14 protein-coding genes, 1 tRNA gene and 2 pseudogenes are annotated in these 18,415 nt (G+C 69.5%); 9 read left to right on the top strand and 8 right to left on the bottom strand.

Annotation, left to right across the window (positions count from 1 at the left end; all coding sequences use genetic code 11):
* Positions 1 to 256: 256 nt before the first annotated feature.
* Both ACIBW9_RS23745 and ACIBW9_RS23740 read left to right on the top strand, forming a co-directional pair.
* Positions 257 to 1,042 carry a hypothetical protein gene (locus ACIBW9_RS23745; protein ID WP_398958090.1) on the top strand — a complete coding sequence of 262 codons (786 nt, stop codon included), beginning with the start codon at positions 257 to 259 and terminating at the stop codon, positions 1,040 to 1,042.
* A 138-nt stretch (positions 1,043 to 1,180) separates the two neighbouring features.
* Positions 1,181 to 2,050, top strand: a complete 870-nt coding sequence (locus tag ACIBW9_RS23740) for a polysaccharide deacetylase family protein (protein ID WP_398958088.1) — start codon at positions 1,181 to 1,183, stop codon at positions 2,048 to 2,050.
* Positions 2,051 to 2,303: 253 nt separating this feature from the next.
* On the opposite strand, the pseudogene ACIBW9_RS23735 reads toward ACIBW9_RS23740, so the two are convergent.
* A pseudogene (locus ACIBW9_RS23735) lies at positions 2,304 to 2,721 on the bottom strand (Uma2 family endonuclease).
* A gap of 234 nt (positions 2,722 to 2,955) precedes the next feature.
* Between ACIBW9_RS23735 and ACIBW9_RS23730 the strand changes: the two are divergent.
* Both ACIBW9_RS23730 and ACIBW9_RS23725 read left to right on the top strand, forming a co-directional pair.
* A complete protein-coding gene (locus tag ACIBW9_RS23730) occupies positions 2,956 to 3,552 on the top strand; it encodes a hypothetical protein (protein WP_398958086.1) in 597 nt (198 codons plus the stop codon).
* A gap of 58 nt (positions 3,553 to 3,610) precedes the next feature.
* Positions 3,611 to 4,141 (top strand): hypothetical protein, encoded by a 531-nt coding sequence (locus ACIBW9_RS23725; RefSeq protein ID WP_398958084.1) that lies wholly within the window; start codon positions 3,611 to 3,613, stop codon positions 4,139 to 4,141.
* A 137-nt stretch (positions 4,142 to 4,278) separates the two neighbouring features.
* Here the strand turns inward: ACIBW9_RS23725 and ACIBW9_RS23720 are convergent, their stop codons facing one another.
* The 3 genes from ACIBW9_RS23720 to ACIBW9_RS23710 all read right to left on the bottom strand — a co-directional run bounded on the left by ACIBW9_RS23720 (position 4,279) and on the right by ACIBW9_RS23710 (position 6,968).
* Entirely contained in the window at positions 4,279 to 4,725 is a 447-nt protein-coding gene (locus ACIBW9_RS23720; protein WP_398958081.1) for a PIN domain-containing protein, read from the bottom strand.
* Positions 4,722 to 4,973, bottom strand: coding sequence for a type II toxin-antitoxin system Phd/YefM family antitoxin (locus tag ACIBW9_RS23715; protein WP_398958078.1), 252 nt, complete (start codon positions 4,971 to 4,973; stop codon positions 4,722 to 4,724). Before ACIBW9_RS23715 ends, ACIBW9_RS23720 begins: the two co-directional genes overlap by 4 nt.
* 792 nt (positions 4,974 to 5,765) lie before the next feature.
* The gene (locus ACIBW9_RS23710) at positions 5,766 to 6,968 is read right to left on the bottom strand and encodes an FAD-dependent oxidoreductase (protein ID WP_398958076.1); all 1,203 of its coding nucleotides are present in this window, start codon (positions 6,966 to 6,968) and stop codon (positions 5,766 to 5,768) included.
* A 112-nt stretch (positions 6,969 to 7,080) separates the two neighbouring features.
* On the opposite strand from ACIBW9_RS23710, the gene ACIBW9_RS23705 reads away from it, so the two are divergent.
* The gene (locus ACIBW9_RS23705; protein ID WP_398958074.1) at positions 7,081 to 7,743 is read left to right on the top strand and encodes a TetR/AcrR family transcriptional regulator; all 663 of its coding nucleotides are present in this window, start codon (positions 7,081 to 7,083) and stop codon (positions 7,741 to 7,743) included.
* A gap of 254 nt (positions 7,744 to 7,997) precedes the next feature.
* On the opposite strand, the gene ACIBW9_RS23700 is transcribed toward ACIBW9_RS23705, so the two are convergent.
* Complete coding sequence (locus ACIBW9_RS23700; protein ID WP_398958072.1) at positions 7,998 to 8,471, bottom strand: hypothetical protein; 474 nt, start codon at positions 8,469 to 8,471, stop codon at positions 7,998 to 8,000.
* Positions 8,472 to 9,108: 637 nt separating this feature from the next.
* Here ACIBW9_RS23700 and ACIBW9_RS23695 point away from each other — a divergent pair.
* The 3 genes and pseudogenes from ACIBW9_RS23695 to ACIBW9_RS23685 form a co-directional block, all read left to right on the top strand.
* Positions 9,109 to 12,078, top strand: coding sequence for an AAA family ATPase (locus ACIBW9_RS23695; protein WP_398958070.1), 2,970 nt, complete (start codon positions 9,109 to 9,111; stop codon positions 12,076 to 12,078).
* A gap of 151 nt (positions 12,079 to 12,229) precedes the next feature.
* On the top strand, positions 12,230 to 13,708 hold the full coding sequence (locus tag ACIBW9_RS23690) for an aldehyde dehydrogenase (protein WP_398958068.1): 1,479 nt from the start codon (positions 12,230 to 12,232) through the stop codon (positions 13,706 to 13,708).
* A 263-nt stretch (positions 13,709 to 13,971) separates the two neighbouring features.
* Positions 13,972 to 14,115 (top strand): annotated as a pseudogene (locus ACIBW9_RS23685) (site-specific integrase); the annotation flags it as partial.
* Between the two features lie 91 nt (positions 14,116 to 14,206).
* On the opposite strand, the gene ACIBW9_RS23680 reads toward ACIBW9_RS23685, so the two are convergent.
* The 3 genes from ACIBW9_RS23680 to ACIBW9_RS23670 all read right to left on the bottom strand — a co-directional run bounded on the left by ACIBW9_RS23680 (position 14,207) and on the right by ACIBW9_RS23670 (position 17,402).
* Positions 14,207 to 14,279: transfer RNA gene (locus ACIBW9_RS23680), tRNA-Arg, on the bottom strand.
* Between the two features lie 63 nt (positions 14,280 to 14,342).
* Positions 14,343 to 16,049 (bottom strand): IclR family transcriptional regulator C-terminal domain-containing protein, encoded by a 1,707-nt coding sequence (locus tag ACIBW9_RS23675; RefSeq protein WP_398958066.1) that lies wholly within the window; start codon positions 16,047 to 16,049, stop codon positions 14,343 to 14,345.
* A 69-nt stretch (positions 16,050 to 16,118) separates the two neighbouring features.
* Complete coding sequence (locus ACIBW9_RS23670; protein WP_398958064.1) at positions 16,119 to 17,402, bottom strand: M6 family metalloprotease domain-containing protein; 1,284 nt, start codon at positions 17,400 to 17,402, stop codon at positions 16,119 to 16,121.
* A gap of 274 nt (positions 17,403 to 17,676) precedes the next feature.
* Here ACIBW9_RS23670 and ACIBW9_RS23665 point away from each other — a divergent pair, with 274 nt between their 5' ends.
* Positions 17,677 to 18,336: a TetR/AcrR family transcriptional regulator gene (locus tag ACIBW9_RS23665; RefSeq protein WP_398958062.1), complete on the top strand. Its 660-nt coding sequence runs from the start codon at positions 17,677 to 17,679 to the stop codon at positions 18,334 to 18,336.
* Positions 18,337 to 18,415 lie beyond the last annotated feature (79 nt).

The following is an 18,415-nucleotide window of genomic DNA, read 5'->3' as shown; positions in this document are numbered from 1 at the left end:
GGTCGGCGGGCGGTGTCGCTGACCTTGATGAGAAGGGCGACAGCCGCCAGTTGGCGACCATGCCGGTGGCCGCGGGCACACCCGGCTCCGCCCGGTCCGGCGGTACGGCCGTCGCGGCGGAGGTCCGGCGCGAGTTCGGCACCGACCTCGCCATCGACCCGCCCGCCCCCGCCCCCGCCCCGAACCGAGTCGCTAAGACGATTCCCATTGATTGCAGACTTGCGCAACGGGGCAAGCGCCTGGCGAAGATAGGCCCGTGACCACCCATGACACCCCACCTCCGCAGCATCCCGGCCCCGAGCACTGGGCCGAGCTGCTGCAAGTCCGCCTGGAACGGATAGAGGGCCTGCTCGCTCCGGCGGAGCAGACGTCCGAGTCCGAGCGTCCCGCTTGGCGGCGGCGCACCCGCGGCGAGCAGCGCTGGGCCGTGATGGCGGCACTGCTGGTCGCCGTCTGGGTGCAGTGGGCGCTGCCGGAACGGCTCACCATCCACCCGCACTGGCTGCTGCCCGTACTGGAGCTGGTCATGATGGCGGCGCTGTGGGTGGCCCATCCACACCGGCGGATCGAGCACGGCTCCCGGCTGCTGCGCCCGCTGGGCCTGCTGCTGGCCGCCGCGGTCAGCCTCGCCAACGGCTGGTCGGCCGTCATCCTGGTACGTGACCTGCTGCACGGCACCGAAGGCTCCAACGCCGTGGCCCTGTTGATGACCGGCGGCGGCATCTGGCTGACCAACGTCATCGCCTTCAGCCTCTGGTACTGGGAGTGGGACCGGGGCGGTCCGGTGGCCCGCGCCCTCGGCACGCACCAGAACCCGGACTTCCTCTTCCCGCAGATGCAGCAGGAGGGCATCGCGCCCGAGGACTGGGAGCCGCAGTACATGGACTACCTCTATGTCGCCCTCACCAACGCCACTGCCTTCAGCCCCACCGACACCATGCCGCTGTCCCGGTGGGCGAAGCTGCTGATGTCCGTGCAGTCCACGATCTCCCTGCTGACCCTGGCGCTGATCATCGCGCGCGCAGTCAACGTCCTGAAGTAACCCGCGATTTGCCCGTGAACCATGGCCGACGGGAACCCTGCCCCCGCGTCCGCCATCAAACAGGGTGATCGTGATCCTTGATTATCAAGCTATTTTCATTCAGGCCAAGCGTCATATTTCAGACGGAAGCGAGGAACGGTGCAGCGGACGGCCCGGGGCAGGTTGTACACGTCGGTCGCCGGGACGGTCGCGGTGGCCGTCGCCGTCAGCGGCTGCGGTGGGGGCGGCGGCAGCAGAACCGGTCACTCCGCTCCCACGGCGCAGGGCGCCGCACCCAAGGGCAACCCGGCCGGCACTTCTCGCGCCGCCGAACTCGCGGCCTGGCACAGGTGGGGTCTGACACCGCTGCGGACCGCTCCGCAGCCGCCGGCCGACAAGCCGGTGAAGCTCTCAGCCAGGGGAACCGTTCCGGTCCTCACCCACATACCGACCTCGCAGAAGGTCGTCTTCATCACGGTGGACGACGGCCAGGAGAAGGATCCCGAGTTCATCAAGATGATGCGGGACCTGAAGGTCCCGATCACGATGTTCCTGATGAACGACGCGATCAAATCGGACTACGCGTACTTCAAACCGCTGCAGGCGCTGGGCAATCACATCCAGAACCACACCCTGCACCATCCCGTCATGAGCTCCGTCCCGCTGGCCCGTCAACGGGAAGAGGTGTGCGGAGACCAGAAGATCCTCACCGAGGAGTACGGCACCGCTCCGCTGCTGTTCCGGCCGCCCTACGGCGCGTACAACACCAACACCAAGACCGCGGTCGGGGAGTGCGGGCCCCGTGCGATCGTGTGGTGGCGGGAATCGATGCAGATCCGCAGCATGCAGTACCAGACCCCGGACAAGAAGTTGCGCAACGGCGACATCATCCTCGCCCACTTCCGCGGGCCCTCCGAGCTCAAGGGCCGCACGATGACCCAGATGTTCGCCAGCATGCTCAGGCTCATCCAGAAGCAGGGCTTCGCCGTCGCACGCCTCGAGGACTACATCCAGCCACCGGCCCGCTGAGGAAGGGCCTCGGTGGGCCGAGGAGCCATCCTGTAACCGGATCGTCCAGGCCTCTGGTTGGACTGCCCATGATCGGTCCGGGCCGTTTGACCTGGTCCCCCCGGCAGGATTCCAACCTGTGACACCCGCTTCGGGAGTGGGACCGAGTCCCTGCCGAGGGCTGCCTGGCGCTGCCGTACGGAGCTGTTTTCCCCGGTCAGAACGCGCGGCGAGCCGCTTGATCCGGCTCATGCCGCCGCCAAGCAGTGCATGGTCAGACCAGGCCGAGGTCGACCTCCACCGGGAAGGGGGCCGCGACCTTGAGGACGCCGGTGAAGACGTCTCCGTCCCGGTAGGTCTTCGTCGCGGAGTCGAGAACGTACGTATACACGAGAGGAACGCCTGTCACGGCCTGCTCGATCCGCCAGTAGAAGCCGATGCCTGCCTTGGCGTACTGGTCGGCCTTCACGAGCCGGTCGGTGGTCCGTGTCCGCGTTCCACTCCGGGCTCGGGGCGGCATCCAGGGCGTTCGCCGGAATCCGAGCGAGCCGGTTGCGCCGCTTGGACGCGCTCGGACTCACGACGACCATCCCGTCCACGACCTCGATACCAGCGCACTGCTCCTCGAACCAGGAGTCGTACGCAGTGATCTGCTCATGCATCCATGCCGGGGCCACCGCCGCAACGGACACCGCACCGGCGTCGAGGGCGCCCTCTCCCCAGCAGTCCACGGGTTCGGGCAGATCCCGCCACCGCAGCCTGCCAAGACCCGCTCCGCCCGGTTTGAGCCTCCGTAGCGGGTCAACTGGCCCTGCACGCCTGGCGTGTTACCACGATGGGGTGAATCCAGTAGGTAAGCGGCAACTGCCTGCCATCGTCACATGTCCCACATCTTGCTTTCGCCAGCAGACATCTTGGGGGGACCCGTGAGTAACCAGCAGCCGCAGCATCCCGGATGGGCGGGCCCGCAGCAGCCCTACGGCCAGGCCCCTCACGGCCAGCAGCCGTTTCAGCCGCAGCCGCCGCGAAAGGGACTCGGCGCAGGGAAGGCCATCGGTCTCGGCTGTCTCGGCCTCGTCGGCGTGGCCGTCGTGCTCGGCATCGCCGTCGCGGCCGTCGGCGGCAGCGGCGCAAAGTCCCCAACCGGCAACAAGGCGGCCGTCGGCGCCAAGGACGACAGTAGGGACAACAGCAAGGGCGACAGCAAGAAGGCCGGCGCCCCGAAGACCGTCGTCTTCAAAGTCTGGGGGACCGCCCCGGCCGGAGCGCTTGGCGGTCTCGACATCAACTACGGCTCCGACAGCGACACCCGCAAGGGCGTTTTCAAGAACGGCACGTTCGAGGCCACCCTGCCCCTCAAGGAGGGGGCGATGTACTACACGCTGAACGCCCAGCTGCAGGGTTCGGGGGACATCAACTGCAGCGTGACCGTGGACGGGCAAACGAAGTCCGGGCACGCGTCGGGCGGCTACAACATCTGCGATGCCCAGCTCAGCAGCGACTTCACCGGCGGATGGCAGTAAGAGGGGCCCGGATTCCCGGCCGCCCGTCCTCGAACCGAACAACTGCCCTGGGGGAACCATGACCGACGCCGACCCACCGCCGAAGCCGCCGTACAGCCCGACACCACCGGTGAAGAAGTCCCGCACCAACCTGATCATCGCGGCTTCAGCCGCCGCCGTCATCGCGGCGGTCCTAGGCACCGGAATGGTCGTCATGCACTCCGGCTACGGCGGTAAGCGGGCCGCGGCCGCCGAACCGACGGGCGGCCCCGCGGACCCGCCGACCCCCACGCCGTCGTACGGCGAGGTGACCGTCGACAGCTTCACCATCGAGCTGAGAACCACGAAACGGCAGTGTTTCGGGACGGCCGGCTGCAATGTGACGGTCGAGCCGGACCTCACCTACCTGGGGGACAGCGAGGGCATCGATCCGAGCGCCGTGTACGAGATCACTTACGAGATCCATGGCGACGAGTCCGGCCCGGTCATCGAGACCGCCGAGCTGTCGGACCGGACGAGCCTGAACTACACGCCGTCCGCGATCAGCATTGCTTCGGCGGGCACGAAAGTGTCCGTGGAGATCACCGACGTCACGGCCCGGGGAGGATGAGGCGTCGGAAGTCGAGGCGCGCAGGAGTGTCTGCACGCAGGTCCGTTTCCCGGGCGGGTTCCGGTGAGCACACCATTGCGAGACGGTGCCCTGCGAAGCGGTGAGCGGGCGTCCTGGGGCATGTAGGGCCGTCGGGACTACAGATCTTCGGGTAGGAGCCGGAATGCCGGGTGGCCGGTCAGGGGCCGGACCATGCGGAAGTGGTGGTCGGTGGTGAGCAGGGCGTCGGTGCGGTAGGCGGCGGCGAGGGCGACGTTCATGGCGTCGGTGAGGCCGATGCCTTTGCCGCCGTCGGCATCCGCGTAGCCTTCGGCGACCGCGATCGCCGCGCTCAGGTGAGTGCTCACGGAGGGCACCTCGAAGCGTCGGGTCGCGACGTTACGTTCGATGAAGCGCGCCGCGATCAGGGCCTTCTGAGCTCCGGCACGGGTTGAGATCAGGTAGTCCAGTTCGGCCAGGACCATGGGGGAGATGATGAGGTGGCTGGTTGCTGCCAGGGCCTTCTTGTGTTCCTGGTGGCCGGTGAGTTTCGGGTCGAGTAGGCGGTACAGGCCCTTGGTGTCGGCGACGGCGACCAGGCTCACGCGCCCATCCCCTTGAGGGTGTCCTCGATCTCGTCGTCGGTTAGGTCGGGCAGGCCGAGGTCGGGCAGGTCAAGGTCGCCCATGGCGTCGGTCGGGTACGGGGGTACCTCGGTGTCGTTTATCGGGACGACCCGCGCGACGGGGGTGCCGTTCTTGGTGACGGTGACGGTCTCGCCGCGGGCTGCTGCGGCGAGGATCTGGGAGGACTTCTGGTTGAACTCGCGGGCCGTGGTCTCCATGTAGTACATGTTACTACGCTAGTGGTGTGCATCGGTGAGCACCTCGTGTACATGAAGTACGGCTCTGACGAGCGGGACTCCGGCCCGGCGCGCACCATGGCGATCGAAGCGGTGCGGACCGCTTTCTCTGGAGGGTTCTCCGGCGCGCGCGGCCAGGTGTTTCCGTTGGTGCCCAGCATCGCCGAAGTGGTGCGCCAGGGCGGAAATGCCGTACGAGTCATGACAAAACCACGCGAAACCCCGCGGTGTCATCGACATAAAGCTACCTGGTGTTACTCATCGTGCCGTTCCCGGCAGGTTCTCATCAGGGATAAAAACGCCCCTCCGTGACATCCACGGAGGGGCGTTGTGTCCAGTTACCTGGCGTTTTGCTGTCCCCCGGCAGGATTCGAACCTGCGACACCCGCTTCAGGAGTTTTCTCGGGACGGGGCTGTGACCTTCGGAAACGTCGACTGCGGTCCGTCTGGCCTGGGAAAACACCCCTCCGTAGTTCTCACGTGTTCGCGGGGTTTCCCGGCCGCATGTGTGCTGAATCCGTTTCGCAGGTCAGCCCAGCTACGTTTACTGCTGTCACCGTCGCCACAGCCCTTTGGCTCTGCGCTCAGCGGTGTTGGCGGGCGGCGTGCTGGAGGAGCTGTTGGGGTCGTGGCTGGCGGCCTCGGCCTGGGTGAGGGCGGCGGCCAGGACCGGCCGGGCTGGGTCGTCGAGGACCTGCTCGGCGCGGTGGCCGCGGGCGGAAGGGGCCAGCGCGCGGGTGGTTGACGCGGAACCACACACAAATCACCGGCCCCAGTGCTCGGTCAGTTCTCGATCAGGGCCAGCTGCTTGTTGATCTCCTTCGGGTTGGTGTCGCCGGCGACCATCTGCAGGAAGGGGGTGTGGTCGAACAGGAGATCGCGAAGGGGCCGTAGCAGCGCCGGGGTGTGGTGGAAGACCTTGCCGAGCATCCAGGCCTGCTGGACCTGGCGGGCGGTGTGCGGCTTGCGCGGGCCCTCGTACGCCTGCAGTGCGGCGCGGACGGCGGCCAGGTCGGTGAGGTCGACGCCGCGCAGTGCCCTGCCGAGGAAGTAGCCGTCCTCGATCGACATGCCGGCGCCATAGGCGGCGTACGGCGAGGTCGGGTGGGCGGCGTCGCCGACCAGGGTGGCCCGCCCCTTGCTCCATTGCTTCAGCCGCGGGCGGTCGCGAAGCACCCAGCGCTGCACGTTCGCCGGGTCGGTCGCCTCGATCAGGCCGGGAAGCGGGGCGGGGAATCCGGCGGCGAGCGCGGCGGCGGCGGCCCTGAGGTCGTCCGGTGCGGGGGCGTCGGGGTCGGTGGCGGCGAGCATCCACCACTGGTGGCCGTCGCGGCCCTTGTGCCGGATCGAGGTCCAGCTGCCCTGGAGCGTCGCGCTGTGGGTGAGGACCGACATGTTGGGCCGGGTGCCGGGGACGTCGGTCAGTGTGAAGCCGCCGAAGACGTGCAGCCGGTGTTCCCGCTTAGGGGCGTCGCCCCACAGCGTGCGGCGGACCAGCGAGTCGATGCCGTCGGCACCGACGAGCAGGTCGTGTTCGGCGCTGCTGCCGTCGGCGAAGTCCAGGGTCACCGCCCGGTCGTCCTGCTCGATGCGCTCGACGCGCCGGCCGAACCGCAGCATGCCCTCGGGGAGGGCGGCGAGCATCCGCTCGTACAGCTCCGGACGCAGCAGGCCGATGAAGCCGCCGCCGTAGGCCCGCTTGACCTCCTCGTCGAGCTTGACGTGCACCCGGACCTTGCCACGCAGATTGCGGAACTCCGTGTCGGTGGGGGCGCCGAGGTCGTCGGTGTCCACCCCCAGCGAGCGCAGCGCCTTCAGCGGCGGGGGCCAGAGGTTGAGGATGTTGCCGGCCGGGCGGGCCTCCCGGTAGCGCTCGAAGACGACAACATCGTGGCCGGCCTGCGCGATGCCGAGCGCGGCTGCCATGCCGGCGGGACCGGCGCCGAGAACGGCGACCCGACCAGGACGGGCTGGAGTGGAGGACATACGACACCTTCCGCGAGGCAAAACAGTAGCGCCCACTACTGTTAGCGGTGAACGGTAGTGGGCGCTACAGTTTTGTCAAGGCTTCAGGCCGTCAACCAGGGAGGATGGGGTCGTGGCAGACGTCGCCGCCGATGACTTCGAGGTCCGGCCGCCGAAACAGCGCCGCAGCCGCGAAGCCTGGAACCGGGTCCTCGACGCCGGGGTGACGCTCCTGGAGGACGGCGGCTACGAGGCGTTCACCATCGCGGCCGTGTGCGATCGCGCGGGAGTGGCCCCTCCCGCCATCTACGCCCGTACGAACACGAAGGACGCCCTGTTCCTGGCGGTGTACGAGCACGGCATCGCGCGCCTGCGCGCCGAGCAGGAGGTCTTCACCGACGCGGACCACTGGGCCGGACTGGAGCCGGATGCGCTCGTGCGCTCGGCCGTCGCGGAGATGATCGGCATCTCACTCCGCCACACAGAGTTCCTCCGGGCCGTCGTCCTCACCTCAGCCGCGCACCCGGAGGTCCAACGGCGCGGCTCCCGTCACAGCCGGGAGCTCGGAGAGAGGTTCACGACGGTCCTGCGCCGCCTGGCGGGCGTGATCACGCACGACGACCCGGAGGCCGCCATCTGGTCCTGCTTCGACACCCTCTTCGGCGCCTCGATGATCCGGGTCGCGTACGGCCCCGCATTCGCCACGCCCGTCCCGGTCGACGACCACCGGTTCGTCGTCGACATGGGGGAAACGGCGGTGCGCTACCTGCTGGGCGGTGAATACCCCCGCGCCTGATCACAGCAACAGCAACAGCGGCAGCCGACAGCCAAGCCGCGCTCGGGGCTGCCGTCACCGACTTCTGACACAGGCACTGACGGGCCTTTTGTGTGGGTGTGGGCCCGCTAATGACGGACTTCGGGGCCGGGTTGGTATGCGCCACCAGGGACGGCGCGGGTGGGGTCTGATCCAGCCGTGGCCCCAGTGTCCACCGAATCGCTGCGAAGAGAACTGGCGATCTACGTGGACGACGGAGCCGTACCGGGCGTTTGTCAGCGTGAGGCACCTTCCGGCCACAGCACCCGGACAGGGACGCCGCTCCGTTCGGCGTAGGCCACGACGTTCGCCGTGCCGCCGTACCCCCATGCTGGCTTCCCGTCCCATACGGCGACCAGCTCGTCGGCGAGTCCGACGAGGATTTCAGAGCCTGTCATGTGCGCTTCGGAGTCTGATGCGGTCATGCCGGTCTCGTGCACGTCGCTCGCGCGGGACTTCAGCGCGTCGTACGTGGAGTGGTGCCACTCCGGCAGGCTGTCGCGGTACTCGGTGGCCGGGACGACGACCTCAAGGCGTCCGCCGGAAGACAGCACGGCCTCGGCGAACCATGCATCGGGGCCGTCCGCGATACACGAGACCCCCACCAGTTCCGCCGCGTCGTACCCGCCCACCGCGTCGCCCAGAAGCGTCCGCACGCGCTGCTCGACCTCTGGGCTCAGCCCGCGGTGACCGGTGATCCCCACCCGCATGTCTGTCCTCTACAGATAGACGCCGTGTAGCCGCTCGTCGAACTCGCGCACCACCTTGGGCGGTGAGCTGGTGGTCAGTGATCGGCGCACGGCACGCGCCCTTTCCACGATCCGGCCGGAACGGTAGCGGAATCCGGTTTCCAGCGCGCAGGAAGCGAGCGCGAAGGCGGCGTCAACACGCCCCGCGACGAGGTGACCGGCGGCGATGTCACAGCGAGAAGTCCTGCCACTCGTGCAGCGAATGATCAGGGCACGGCTCTGACCTGAGGCTTTGCGTGAAGACGTGTGCTGACCAGCGAAAATGCAACCCGGTAGTTCTCACTGATCGCCGCCGTTTCCGGTCGCCATGTGCCCTGGTTGTGCCCTCTGAGGGCACAACCAGGGTGCGCAGGCTCATACGGAGCGACATCAGACGGCGAAGCCTCTTCGAGCCCTCGGGGCGCGTGGTGTGGGTTGAAGCATCTGAGCGGAGGCGGGGAGAAGCCCGGTCTGGACGAAGTCCTCCTTCGCCTACCCATTCGCTGGCCTACCGAGGCTGGACAGGTAATGGCAGACCCTTCCCGGTCGGCGCATGAGTCGTACGGTGGGAGGGGGATGACGGGTGGCTGGCAGCCGCCCGGAGACGAGAGAAGTCACCGTGAAGCCGTCCGGCCGCGAAGGCGAGCGCGGTACAGAAGGGGGCCTTCGCCCTGCGGTGCCTGACGGACTCGACCGGGCCGACGCCGGGCTGTCGCTGCTCGAGCGTGAGGACGAGCTGCGGTGTCTCGGCGCGGCGATTGCAGGGGCGAAGGCCGGCAGAGGTGCGGTCGTCGTGGTGGAGGGCTCGGCGGGGATCGGCAAAACCCGGCTGCTGTGGGCGGCGATGGAGCTTGCAGCGGAGAGCGACGTGGCCGTGGTCAGCGCTCGCGGCGGGCAGATGGAGACCGAGTTTGCCTTCGGCGTCGCCAGGCAGCTGTTCGAGCCTGTGTTGGCCGCCGCGGAGACCGGCGAGCGTGGGGTGTTGCTCGAGGGAGCTGCCGCTCCTGCCGGGTGGCTGCTCGGTGGCGGCCCTGTGGATCGTCTCGGTGAAACAGCCGGCGGCGGCGATCGCAGCTTCGCCACGCTGAATGGGCTCTATGGGCTGACCGCGAAGTTGGCGGCGCGCGCGCCGCTGCTGATGGTGGTCGACGACGCACACTGGGCCGATATGCCGTCACTGCGGTTCCTGGGCTTTATGGCTCGGCGCGTGCACGGCCTGCCCGTGCTGCTGATGCTGGCGGTGCGCCCGGAGGACCCCGGCGCCCAGGGCCTGCTGTTCACGGAGCTGGTTGCGGGCCCGGAGACCGAAGTCGTCCGGCCGGAGCCGTTCAAACTCGACGCGGTACGAACCCTGGTGCAGGAAGCCTTCGCGGCAGCGCCCATCGATCCAGAGGTCGTCCATGGTTGCTGGACGACTACGGGCGGTAACCCGTTCCTGCTCACGCAGCTGATCGGCGCCCTGCGTGCCCGGGGCGCGCAGCCGACCTCGGCGGCAGTCGAGCAGGTCGGCGAGATGGGCCTGGAGACGGTGTCGCGGTGGATCAACCTGCGTCTGGCGGGCCTGCCGCCGTCGGCTGCGGCGTTGGCCGCGGCTGTGGCGGTGTTGGGTGATGGCGCCGAGGCCGTGCAGGCAGCCCGCCTGGCAGGGCTCGATCCGGCGAGCTGCGACGAGGCCGTCGATGGCCTTGTTTCGATGAGTATCGTGCGCGGCACCGGTGGCCTGGCATTCGTGCACCCGCTCGTCCGCTGGGCGATCTATGCGCAGCTTCCCCCTCGCCGCCGGTCACGAGGACACCGCGACGCCGCCCGGCTGCTGTGGCGCGCGGGAGCCGCGGTCGAGCGTGTGGCGTCGCACCTGCTGGCAGCCGCCCCGGCCGGCGATGGGGAGGTCGTCGAGATCCTGCTCGACGCCGCCCGCTCGGCGACCCGCAAGGGCGCCCCCGACCTGGCGGTGCGCTATCTCAAGCGGGCGCTCGCGGAGCCGGCACCCGATACGTGCAGGCCCGAGGTGCTGCGCGAGCTCGGTACGGCCGAGCAGCGCGCCGGCCAGTTCACAGCGGCTGCGGAAGACCTGGGGGCCGCGCTCGAGTGCACCGGCAACATCGCGGCGAAGATCGAGATCGGGTTCCGTCTGCGCACCGCGCTCGTGTGGTCGGACCGTGCGCACGAGGTCGCACCCGCTCTGGACGGCCTCATTGCGGAGGCCGCTGAGCGGGACTCCGAGGGCGCGCTGCTCCTGGAGGCAGCCGTGGCCGGGGCCTTGCAGGTGGATCTCTCGACACCGCGCGGCCTGCGCAACCGCGTCCGCCAGGTCGTAGGGCCTGCCCTCGCCGGCGAACCTGCCCCTCCCCACATCTCCAGTTTGGCGGCTGTAGAGGCACTCTTCGCCAACGAACCGGCCGAACGGGTTCTCCGCCTGGCCGAGGAGGCAGCCCGCGGCCGGTATCAGGCGCCCGAATTCGCACGTGCACCGATGAGCGCCCAGCTCCTCGTGGCGCTGATCTTCGCCGAGGGTCACTCGCTCGCCCGGCGGCTGCTCGACGACGAGGTGGAGGATGCTCGCCGACACGGGTCGGCCGCGCAGTTCTTGAATGCGGCCGTGCTCCGTTCGATGCTCTTCTACCGCTTGGGCGCGCTGGCCGAGGCCGAGGCCGATGCTGGAGCCGCGCTGGAGGTGGTTCAGCTCCATCCGGGGACCGGGCCGACCGGCAGCGGGCCGCCGGCTCACTCCCTGCATGCTCCGATGGCGGTCGCCGTGCTGGTGGACACCCTGATCGAACGAGGGAAAACCAGGGATGCCGAGCGACTGCTGACCGAGACCGGGCTGGCCGACGCCGATGGTCCTTTGCTGCTCTTTTCATTCCTGATCGGCGCGCGAGCCCGGCTGCGGGCCGCCCAGGGCCGCACGGAGGAGGCGATCAATCAGCTGGTGACCCTGGGAGCCCGGATGGAAGGCGCGGTTGTGACCCCGGGAATCGTGCCCTGGCGGTCGCAGGCGGCGCTTGCGCTGGCAGCCGCAGATGCTGGTGCGGCACATCGGCTGGCGTGTGAGGAGCTCGATCTTGCACGAGCGTTCGGCGCGCCGCGAACACTCGGGGTATCGCTACGCGCGGCCGCGCTGACGGCCCCCACGAGCGAGTGTGTGGGCCTGCTGCGAGAGGCGGTTGTGGTGCTCGAGGGCTCGCCGGCACGTCTGGAGCACGCGCGCTCACTGGTCGAGCTGGGCGCCGCGTTGCGCCGTCGAGGCCAACGCTCCGAGGCACGGACCGCTCTGGAGCGCGGGATGGACAGCGCCTGGTCCTGCGGGGCGACAGCGCTGGCACAGCGGGCGTGCGAGGAACTGCGGGCCGGCGGTGCGCGTCCCCGCCGCCAGGCGCTCAGCGGGGTCGAAGCGCTCACGGGCGCCGAGCGTCGCGTTGCCGACCTCGCCGGCCAGGGCCTGGCCAACCGGCAGATCGCGGAAAAGCTCGTCATCAGCCTGGCCACCGTGGAGACCCACTTGCGTCATGTCTTCCAAAAGCTCGGCATCCACTCGCGCCAGCAGCTCGCGGCGCACCTCGGCGGATCACACGAGCCCGCGGCCTCGTAGGCGCAATCCTCAGGGTCCCGCCCGGAAAATCTCAGCGTCGGCCCATCGATGCGAAGCCACCTCACGGCCGCCCACCATCGTGAGTGACCGACAACGAAAAGCGGGCCAGGGCCGTGGCGTCCGTATCCCGCCGGCAACAAGGAGGCATGCGATGTCTTCGCACGCGATCATCCAAGCGCCGGCCCTCGTACAGGACCGCCTCTTCATCGGCGGCGACATGGTCGAGCCGGAGGCTGACGACCTGATCGAGGTCATCTCTCCGGCCACCGAGGAGAAGATCGGCTCGGCTCCTTCCTCTACGCCTGCCGACGTTGCCCGCGCTGTCCGCGCGGCCCGTGCTGCGTTCGATGACGGACCGTGGCCGCACATGTCGCCTCAGGAGCGAGCGGACGCGCTGGAACCCTTCGCGGACTATCTGCGGTCGCGCGTCCCGCAGATCGCTCAGCTCATCACCGAGGAAATGGGCTCGCCGATCAGCTTCTCCCATCAGCTGCAGGCACCTCTTCCCGTGATGCTCCTCGACTACTTCCGAGGGCTTGCGGCGACGTTCCCGTTCGAGGAGGACCGAGCAGGTCTTACCGGACCGGCGCGGATCCTTCGGGAGCCGGTGGGCGTCGTCGGCCAGATCGTGCCGTGGAACGTCCCGCTCATCCTCACGATGGTGAACCTCGCCCCGGCCCTGGTCGCCGGTTGCACGGTGGTCCTCAAGCCGGCGCCCGAGACGCCGCTCGACGCGTACGTGCTCGCAGAGGCCGCGATGGAAGCGCACCTGCCTCCGGGTGTGCTGAACATCGTGCCTGCTGACCGGCCGAGCAGCGAGGCGCTGGTGCGCCATCCGCTGGTCGACAAGATCAGCTTTACCGGCAGCTCTGCCACGGGGCGACGGGTCGCCGCCCTGTGCGGCGAGCAGTTCAAGCGGGTCACCCTCGAGTGCGGCGGGAAGTCGCCCGCCATCATTCTCGAGGACGCCGACGTCGACAGCGTCGTGCCGGCCCTCATACCGTTCGCGATCATGATGTCCGGCCAGCAGTGCCTGGCGCAGACGCGGATCCTCGCTCATCGCAGCCGCTACCGGCAGGTTGTCGACGCGATTTCCCAAGCAGCCGCCGAGCTGACGGTCGGTGATCCGCACGATCCCGCCACCGAGGTCGGCCCGCTGGTGGCGGAACGCCAGCGGCGGCGGGTCGAGGAGTACATCGCCAGTGGGCGGCAAGAAGGTGCGGTAGTCACCGTTGGCGGCGGCCGACCCTCGAGCCAGCCGAAGGGCTGGTACGTCGAGCCGACGATCTTCGCCGACGTCGAGAGCGGCATGCGCATCGCACAGGACGAGATCTTCGGCCCCGTGCTCGTCGTGATCCCGTTCGGCGACGACAAGGACGCCGTCCGCATCGCCAACGACTCGAAGTACGGCCTGTCGGGAAGCGTGTGGAGCAGTGACGCGGACCGCGCCATGCGGATCGCCCGCCAAGTACGCACGGGAACCCTGACGATCAACGGGTACCGGATCGAGTTCGCCGCTCCCTTCGGCGGCTACAAGGAATCGGGCATCGGACGCGAGTTCGGACCCGAGGGGCTCAGCTCCTTCCTCGAGTACAAGACGGTCAACCTCCCCAACGGAACGGCCCACTGATGAGGAAGTACGGACCGCTCCGAGGCCCTGAACCGTTAGGCGGGACGGCCCCAATAGGGCCGTCCCGCCTCTGCGTTGGCCGTTAGGGCGCAGCCCTGTCTCGGTCGAATCACCGATTCGACGAAGGCCGTGGTTGTGCCGCCTGCGGAGACGGAAAGTGTGAGCGTTCGCGGTGTCGAGCAGTGGATGCCGGGGGCGAACTGGTGGCCGGGGTGGCGCCCGGTGCGTTGGAGGAGCCAGCCGGCGCTGGCGGGGTGGAGGGGGCCATCAAGGCGCTCTCCGAGTACCTCGGGCGCTCCGACCCAGGCTTCACCCTGCGTACCTACACGCACCTGCTGCCGACGAGATGGACGCGCACTCGCAAGGCGATCGGCTGGGCAGCCCCCTGGAGGGCCGCCCGTGGATGACGAAAGGCCAGGTCAGGTTCATATGTGTGCTGCGAGGACGAAGGCCCTCCCGTTCGATGGACGGAAGGGCCTCTGACCTGGCGTTTTGCTGTGCCCCCGGCAGGATTCGAACCTGCGACACCCGCTTTAGGAGAGCGGTGCTCTATCCCCTGAGCTACGAAGGCGGGGTCGTGGCCGTGGAGGCCACAGGCGTCAGCGTACCGGATCTGTTCGGGTGGGGGGTGGGGTCAGGTCGTCGGGACGCGGGTGAAGCGGCCTGCCACGTGGAGGTCCTGCTCGATGCGGGTCGCCGTGGCGCGGAGGTGGGGCAGGATGTCCCGTTCGCACTCCTCGGGCGTGTGGCGGGCCGCGTGCATGGCCACGTTCAGGGCGGCGACCGCTCGGCCGGTGCGGTCGCGGACCGGGACCGCGATCGAGCGGAGGCCCTCTTCCAGTTCCTCGTCCACCAGGGCGTGGCCCTGGGACCGGACCTCGGTGAGGACGCGGGTCAGGACCTCCGGGTCGGTCAGGGTGTGGGGGGTCAGGGGGCGGAGGGGGAGGGGGAGGGGGCGGTCGGACGGGGGGAGGTCCGACAGCAGGACGCGGCCCATGGAGGTCGCGTAGGCCGGCAGCCGGGTGCCCACCGTGATGTTCACGCTCATGATGCGGCTGGTGGCGACGCGGGCCGTGTACTGGATGTCGTGGCCCGCCAGCACGGCCAGAGACGTCGACTCGTGGACCCTCTGGGCGAGTTCGGCCATGTGCGGGGCCGCGATCTCGGGGAGGGACGTACGGGAGAGGGGCGGGAAGCCGAGGGACAGGACGCGGGGGGTCAGGGTGAAGGTGCGGTCCTGCGCATGGACCAGGCCGAGGTGTTCGTAGGTGATCAGGGCACGGCGGGCCGTCGCGCGGGCCAGGCCCGTTGCCTTTGCCACCTCCGTCAGGGTCAGGGCGGCGCGGCCCTCGCCGAAGGCCGTCAGGACCGTCAGGCCGCGGGCCAGGGACTCGACGAACTCCCGGCCCAGTTCCTGCTTCGACGCGCCGGTCCAGGTCGCGAGGCCCGAGGGCGCTGCGGCCGGCTGGGGCGGCGGTACCTCGCGCAGGTCGTCCTCCATCACCCGTACCGCCGCCCGCAGCCGGGGGAGCAGGGTGTCGCGCAGGTCCGCGGCGGTGTGCCGGCTGGTGTGGCTCACCACGTTCGCGGCGCAGGCGATACGGCCGGTGCGCGGGTCCCGTACGGGGACGGACACCGCGACCAGGCCCGGTTCGATCAGCTGGTCGTCCAAGGCCCAGCCGTGCGCGGTCGATTCGGACACCCGGCGCTCGAAGTCCTCGTCGGAGGAGGGGTGTTGGGGTGGTGGTACGGCCGGGAAGAGCGCCGCTTCCGGGTCCGCTGCCCTGCGGTGCCGCCATTCCCGCCAGTCGTCCTGCGTCCACTCCGTCGCGAACAGGGCGCCCGGCGCGGTGCGTTCGGCCGGCAGCAGGTCGCCGATGCGGAAGCTCAGGGACATCGCGCGGCGGCGGGTGGCCTGGTGGATGAAGCGGATGCCGTCGCGGTCGGCGACCGCCAGGGACACGGATTCGTCCAGTTCGTCGGCGAGGGCGTCGGCACGTGCGTCCAGCAGGGCGGGCAGCCGCAGGGCGGACAGGTAGGCGTTGCCCAGTTCCATCAGGCGGGGGGTGAGGATCACGTCCCGGCCGTCGAGGCGGACGTACCCCATGCGGGCGAGGGTGGCGGTGATCCGGTCGACCGTGGAGCGGGCGAGGCCCGTGGCCCGTTCCAGGGCGCTCGGGCTCAGCGTCCCGCCCTCCTCGGTCAGCCGTCGCAGCACGGCCACCCCACGGACGAGCGGCGCGACCGCCTCGGCCGGTACGGCGGAAGAGCCCGTCGGTGCGGCGGAAGCGGCGGCGCGTACGGCGGGAGAAGCGGCGTCCATCGTGGGCTTGGCGGGCATCGGGTCTCCGGTACGGCGGTCGGGGCATGCCTACCGTAATGCGGAGAACCCCGGTGCATTGCGGGCCGCTCAGCGCCGGGTCACCAGCACCCGGTAGCTGCGCGAGCCTCCGGAGCCGTCCGCCCCCGCCACCGCGATGCGGATCCCCCGCTTCGGGTCCTTGAAGACCTCGCCGGGGGTGAAGGGGGCGTCCGAGAGTTCCGCGTGCACATTGGGGCTGCGGGTGCAGCCGCCGCTGTCGCGCCGGGAGTCGTAGACCTTCACCGGCCCCATGCCGGTGTCGACGGCCGCGTCGACCTTGTAGATCAGTACGCCCGGGCGGCACACGGCCTCGTCGTTGCCCGCGCGGGTGCGTACCTCCACGGCGTACCCGGTGCGGCTGCTGAGCGGTACGAAGACCAGCTTCGGGCCGCCCGCGCGCTCCAGCGGGGTCAGCGTGTGCTCCATGGTGCCGTGCCCTGAGGCGCAGCTGACCTGGGACGGGTCCAGCCAGCCGAGCTTCCACTTGTGCCAGCCGAGCAGGTCGTTGTCGGCCCCCCAGTCCTCGCTCATGATGTCCCAGTGCCCGACCGCGCCGCCGCCGGCCTGGGTGTAGAGGTCGGGCAGGCCGAAGACATGGCCGTTCTCGTGCGGCAGCACCCGGTAGCCGGTCCTGCCGTAGGAGCCGGAGCCGTCGTCCTGGCGGGAGTACACGAAGGAGACGTTGGCGACGGGGACGCCGTCGGCGACCGGTGCCTCCGTGTTGCCGGCGAAGGTCACCGACAGGACGGTGTCCAGGGCGGACGGGCCGGCGTTCGGCGTCACCAGCACGTTCAGGAAGTCGTAGTCCTGGAAGTTCACCTTGGGGTCGGCGGCGCTGACGATGTCCTGGACGAACTCGCGGTAGCCGGAGTCGAAGGGGGCGCCGCGTTCTATGCCGTACGCCTTGAACGGCTTCGGCATGCGCAGCCAGTGCCGGACGGGGGTCTCGGGGCGGTAGTCCAGGCGGCCGTAGGAGGCGGTGCGGAACCACTGGCGGGTCTTCGGGAAGAACTCGTGGAAGCGGTCGAGGGCTTTGCCGGGGCCGGGTGCGTCGGAGAAGTCGACCATCAGGGTCAGGGCGTGGACGGTGCCCGTGGAGCGGGAGTAGCCGGCGCCGGTCGGGACGCCTTCCGACAGCTGGATGGCGTGACCGCCTCTGATCATGCAGGGATTGAGCACGGCGCTGCGGGCCGGCGCGATCGGGCCCGCTCCGGCCGTGGAGGGCACCGTCAGATGTCCGGTGCCGGCCGAGGTGCTGACCGCGAGGGTCAGGGCGGTCACGGACGCGAGGGCGGCCGCGCGGCGTGGACGTATCCCACGGCAGAGCTGCATGCACGCGTCCTTCGTCCATGGCAGCCGGCGGCATCGGACTGCGCCCTTTCGATCACCCTGGTTCGGGGGCTGCGCGGGCGCGCGCTGGAGGAGCCCGAACGTGGGGTTTCGAGGAGAGGTGGATGTGATTCAGGTCACATCAAATCTCTTCGTCAACCTGAAATAACCGGGGAGCGTCTCCCCGTTTAGTCAGGTGTCCGAGCGAAACGGGGAGTGCCTCCCCGGATCGCGGCACCGCCGACCACTCGCAGCAACCTTCACCGAGGAGCACACCGTGACCGCCACGACGACCGCGAAGGCCCCGCAGCGCAAGGTGACCCGGCCGCGCGCCGACGCCCTGCGCAACCGGGAGCGGATCGTCGCCGCCGCCCGGGAGATGTTCACCGAGTTCGGCCCCGAGGTGCCGCTCGACGAGATCGCCCGCCGGGCCGGCGTGGGCAACGCCACGGTGTACCGCAACTTCCCCGACCGCGACGCACTCGTCCGCGAGGTCGTCTGCTCCGTCATGGACCGGACGTCGGAGGCGGCCGAGCTCGCGCTCGCCGAGACCGGGGACGCCTTCGAGGCGCTCGAGCGCTTTGTGCACACCGCCGCCGACGAGCGGATCAGCGCGCTGTGCCCGATGGTCCAGAGCACCTTCGACAAGAACCATCCCGATCTCGAAGCGGCCCGTGAGCGGGTCGAGCAGACCGTGAACGAGCTGATGGACCGCGCCAAGGAGGCCGGTCAGCTCCGCCCCGACGTCGCCGTCGGGGACCTCATGATCGTCGTCTCGCAGCTCAGCCGGCCCCCGGCCGGCACCGACTGCTTCGTCAACGACCGCTTCGTACACCGCCATCTGCAGCTGTTCCTGGACGGACTGCGGGCCCCGGCCCGCTCGGTCCTGCCGGGCGCGCCCGTGACCGTGGAGGATCTGCGCCGGCCCTGCGATTAGTTCCGCACCCCAAGCCAGTCACTACACCGAACACACCGAACACCGAGTCACCGGCCGTCGTCGCAAGCCCGTGGACGAG

It is taken from the genome of Streptomyces sp. NPDC049541 (assembly GCF_044465725.1).
Taxonomy (GTDB): Bacteria; Actinomycetota; Actinomycetes; order Streptomycetales; family Streptomycetaceae; genus Streptomyces.
Note: the sequence above shows the minus strand (reverse complement) of the source record. Positions and strands in the feature narration are given on the sequence as shown.